The sequence below is a fragment of the Geobacillus sp. ZGt-1 genome (assembly GCF_001026865.1).
Lineage (GTDB): Bacteria > Bacillota > Bacilli > Bacillales > Anoxybacillaceae > Geobacillus > Geobacillus thermoleovorans.
This window is the reverse complement of record NZ_LDPD01000023.1, coordinates 302250-306772: the sequence shown is the minus strand read 5'-3', so window position 1 is coordinate 306772 and position 4523 is coordinate 302250. Positions and strand designations below refer to the sequence as shown.

Annotated in this window: 2 protein-coding genes; both read left to right on the top strand. The window is 54.1% G+C overall.

Features of this window, described 5'->3' with window-relative positions; all coding sequences use genetic code 11:
- Positions 1–107 precede the first annotated feature (107 nt).
- Positions 108–2681 (top strand): vitamin B12-dependent ribonucleotide reductase, encoded by a 2574-nt coding sequence (locus VU18_RS10245; protein ID WP_011231901.1) that lies wholly within the window; start codon positions 108–110, stop codon positions 2679–2681.
- A gap of 124 nt (positions 2682–2805) precedes the next feature.
- The gene (locus VU18_RS10240) at positions 2806–4218 is read left to right on the top strand and encodes a LysM peptidoglycan-binding domain-containing protein (protein ID WP_047758060.1); all 1413 of its coding nucleotides are present in this window, start codon (positions 2806–2808) and stop codon (positions 4216–4218) included.
- Positions 4219–4523: the final 305 nt, after the last annotated feature.

Genomic DNA, 4523 nt, shown 5'->3' with positions numbered 1-4523 from the left:
AAATCATACTATATATTGTTTTTTTCTGTTTGATATGGTAAGGTAGAGAAGACAGGACAACTTTGCCAAAAACATGAGAGATTATATAAAAGAGGAGAGATAGGAGAATGACGGTGGCGTCATCCGAAAAAATGAAGATCAATATTGACAAGCTGAACGAGGATATCCGCCTATTTCCGCAAGTGCATCCGATTACGCCGGATATGCACATCACCCATAAAGGCGTATCCCGTTTGGTCATGCTTGACCGGTATTCATTCAAAGATACGGAGAAGCTGACGCTCACACCGGGCGATTTCGTCGTGTTGACGATCAAGGAGGATCCGAAATTCCCGGCACGAGGGCTCGGGTTTATCGTCGACATCGATTGGGAGGCGAAAAAGGCGCGCGTGTTGATTGAAGACGAATACCGGCACGTGCTCGAAGGGGAAGAGGCGGAGACCGGCATTGTGGTTCGGTCGCTCGACATTATTGATAAGCCGCTCGAAATTTTCTATGAGCAAATCGCCAAGCGCAATGCGACTGGGCTGGCGGCGGTGGAAAAGACAGAAGAAAAGCGGAAAGAGTGGTTCGAAAAGTTTTATCAAGAGCTCGCAAGCTTGAATTTTGTTCCGGCCGGCCGCGTGTTGTACGGGGCGGGTTCGGGCAAGGAAGTGACGTATTTCAACTGCTATGTGATGCCGTTTGTGAAAGACTCGCGCGAAGGAATTTCCGAACATCGGAAGCAGGTGATGGAAATCATGAGCCGCGGCGGCGGCGTTGGGACGAACGGCTCGACATTGCGGCCGCGCCATACGCTTGCGCGCGGGGTGAACGGCAAATCGTCCGGGTCGGTCTCGTGGCTTGACGATATTGCGAAGCTGACCCACCTTGTCGAGCAAGGTGGCTCCCGCCGCGGCGCCCAAATGATTATGCTTGCTGACTGGCACCCGGACATTATCGAATTCATCGTCTCGAAAATGCAAAACCCGCGCATTTTGCGCTACCTGCTCGAAAATATGGAAGACGAAGGCATCAAAAAAGCAGCGCGCGACAAACTGAAATTTACGCCGCTCACCGAGCGGGAGCGGGCGATGTATGAAGCGATCGTCCGATACAAGAACGCGCCTGACTACGGCGGTTTCACTGAAGAAATCATCAAAGACGCCGAAGAAAAACTGCGCACCGGCGGTACATATACGGTGCACAACCCAGACTTTTTGACCGGTGCGAACATTTCCGTCTGCCTGACGAAAGAGTTCATGGAAGCGGTCGAAAAGGACGAAGAATACGCGCTCCGCTTCCCGGACGTGGAAACCTATTCCGAAGAGGAAATGCGCATTTACAACGAAAAATGGCATGAAGTCGGCGATGTACGCGAATGGGAGAAAATGGGCTATCGCGTCCGCGTCTACCGGAAAATCCGCGCCCGCGAACTGTGGAAGCTGATCAACATTTGCGCGACGTATTCAGCCGAGCCGGGCATTTTCTTCATCGACAACGCCAACGAAATGACGAACGCCCGCGCGTACGGGCAAAAAGTCGTTGCGACCAACCCGTGCGGGGAACAACCGTTGGCACCGTATTCGGTGTGCAATCTGGCCGCCATTAACTTGGCGAACATGGTGGACAAAGAACGGAAGGTCATTGACTACGAAAAACTGAAACGCACGGTCGAAATCGGGGTGCGGATGCAAGACAACGTCATTGACGCCACGCCGTACTTCCTTGAGGAAAACAAAAAACAAGCGCTCGGCGAGCGCCGCATCGGCCTTGGCGTCATGGGGCTTGCAGACTTGCTCATTTACTGCGAAAAAGCGTACGGCTCTGAGGAAGGAAACCAGCTTGTCGATGAGCTGTTCCGCACGATCGCCACGACCGCATACCGGGCATCGATCGAGCTGGCGAAAGAAAAAGGCAGCTTCCCGTTTCTTGTCGGCGAAACGGAGGAAGAGACGCGCAAGCTGCGTGAAGCGTTCATCAACACCGGCTACATGAAACGGATGCCGGAAGATATTCGTCAAGATATTTTGAAATACGGCATCCGCAACTCGCACTTGCTGACGGTGGCGCCGACAGGATCGACGGGAACGATGGTCGGCGTCTCAACCGGGCTTGAGCCGTACTTCTCGTTCTCGTACTACCGGAGCGGGCGCTTGGGCAAATTTATCGAAGTGAAAGCGGACATCGTCCAAGAATATTTGGACAAACACCCGGAAGCCGACCCGAACCACTTGCCGCCTTGGTTTGTGACGGCGATGGACTTGCCGCCGGAAGCGCACGCCGATGTGCAGTGCATCATTCAACGCTGGGTCGACTCGAGCTTGTCGAAAACGGTCAACGCGCCGAAGGGCTACACCGTCGAGCAAGTGCAAAAAGTGTACGAGCGTTTATGGCGTTGCGGTGCGAAAGGCGGAACCGTCTATGTCGACGGCAGCCGCGATGCACAAGTGTTGACGTTAAAGGCTGAGGAGAATCAGATTGAAGAGCAACTTGAACTGCTTCCAGAGGAGCTCGAGGAAAAAGAGACGAAACGCCCCGTCGTGCTCGTTGATACGATTCAAGATGTGCGCGCCACCGATGTGACAATCGGTTCCGAAATCGGCAATATTTGCCCGATTTGCCGCGAAGGGACGATCGAAGAGATCGGCGGCTGCAACACGTGCACAAGCTGCGGCGCGCAGCTGAAGTGCGGCCTGTAATGGCGATACGGATGGGTTTGAATGGATGAAACGCTGGTTTCCGTAGAGGAACCGGCGTTTTTTTTACATAAAAGGCAAAAGCCAAAATATAGTGGTAAAAGGAGGGAACGAAAGGGGGAGCGTCATGATTGTTCATGTCGTAAAGCGCGGGGAGACGCTTTGGCAGTTGGCTCAGCGTTACGGCGTTCCACTCGAGCGGATTGTCGCCGCCAATGAACTGAGCGACCCGAACCGGCTAGCCGTTGGCCAAGCGCTCGTCATCCCGGTTCCATATCGTTACCATACGGTCCGCACAGGGGAAACGTTATGGCAAATTGCGCGCCAGTATGGAGTGGCGGTCGAAGCGATTATACAGGCGAACCGGATCACGAATCCGTCGCTCCTTTATCCAGGGACAACGTTGTTCATCCCAGCGCGCATCCATACGGTGCGAAGCGGGGAGACGCTGGCGCAAATCGCTTCGTTCTACGGAGTGACGGTTCAGCAGCTGATCGAAGTAAACGATATTACCGATCCGAACCGGATCGTCCCCGGACAGCGGCTCATCATCCCGCCGGCGAAGCCGCTCATCGAGGTGAACGCATTTACGGTGGACCAAGGGGAGAAAGGAGCGGAGCAAGTGCGCGAAGTCGGCCGCCATTTGACCTATGCCGCGTCATTCGCCTACACGATCCGCGCCGATGGCGGGCTCAATCCGATCAATGATACAGCATTCATTCAGGCGGCTTATGCCGCCCGTGTCGTGCCGATGATGACGATCACGAACTTTACGTACCAAGACCCGGGCTCGAGGCTGGCGCAGATGATTCTGGCCGACGTTGCGCTGCAAACGCGATTGCTTGACAACGTCATTCAAGTGATGCGAGCAAAAGGGTACCGCGCGTTGAATGTCGATTTTGAAAATGTCTATCCGTCCGACCGCAAGCGGTATAACGAGTTTTTGCAGCGGGCGGCCAACCGGCTTCACGCCGAAGGGTATGTTTTATCGACGTCGCTGGCGCCCAAAATAAGCGCTGAACAAAAAGGGCTGCTGTACGAAGCGCACGACTACCCAGCCCACGGACGCATCGCTGATTTTGTTGTCCTTATGACCTATGAGTGGGGCTACCGATTTGGGCCGCCGCAAGCCATTTCGCCGGTGAATCAAATTCGGCGCGTGCTCGATTATGCGGTGACCGCCATTCCGCGTAGCAAAATCATGATGGGGTTTCAAATTTATGCCCGCGACTGGGTGCTGCCGCACGTGCAAGGGCAAGAGGCGGAAACGTTCAGTCCGAAAGAGGCGCTAGAGCGCGCCATTCGCTACGGGGCGTCCATCCAATACGATGCGGCGGCGGCTTCGCCGTTTTACCGCTATACAGATGAACAAGGGCGACAACATGAAGTGTGGTTTGAGGACGCCCGCAGCGCGTTGGCGAAATTTGACTTGGTGAAAGAATACGGATTGCGCGGAATCAGCTACTGGGTGCTCGGGTATCCGTATCCGGAAAACTGGGTGCTGTTAGAAGACAATTTCCGCATTCGCAAGCGTGGGTAAGCTAAGCAGTTAGAGCGTATGCGCCGGTCATCGGGCATGCGCTTTTATTTTGTTTCTTGGAGTTCGAGCCGCTTTTTGAGTTGATACATTTCCAGATCGTGCTGGCCGATCTTATGATTTAAATATTCAATCGCAATGTTCGCGTTACGCCAATCATGTGACAGTATCTCGAACATACGCCGATGCTCAGCCAGCTCGTCCTCGATTTTTTTGAAATGGCTGCGCGTTTCGATGATGAAATGGTCCAACTTTTCCTCGAGGCGCTGTTGTCGTTCTTCGAGGCGTTGTTGCCGTTCTTCGAGGCG

What these genes read in the sequence shown, in the direction of transcription:
- VU18_RS10245 (WP_011231901.1), top strand. Translation starts at nt 108, where the DNA reads ATGACGGTGGCGTCATCCGAAAAAATGAAGATCAATATTGACAAGCTG.
- VU18_RS10240 (WP_047758060.1), top strand. Translation starts at nt 2,806, where the DNA reads ATGATTGTTCATGTCGTAAAGCGCGGGGAGACGCTTTGGCAGTTGGCT.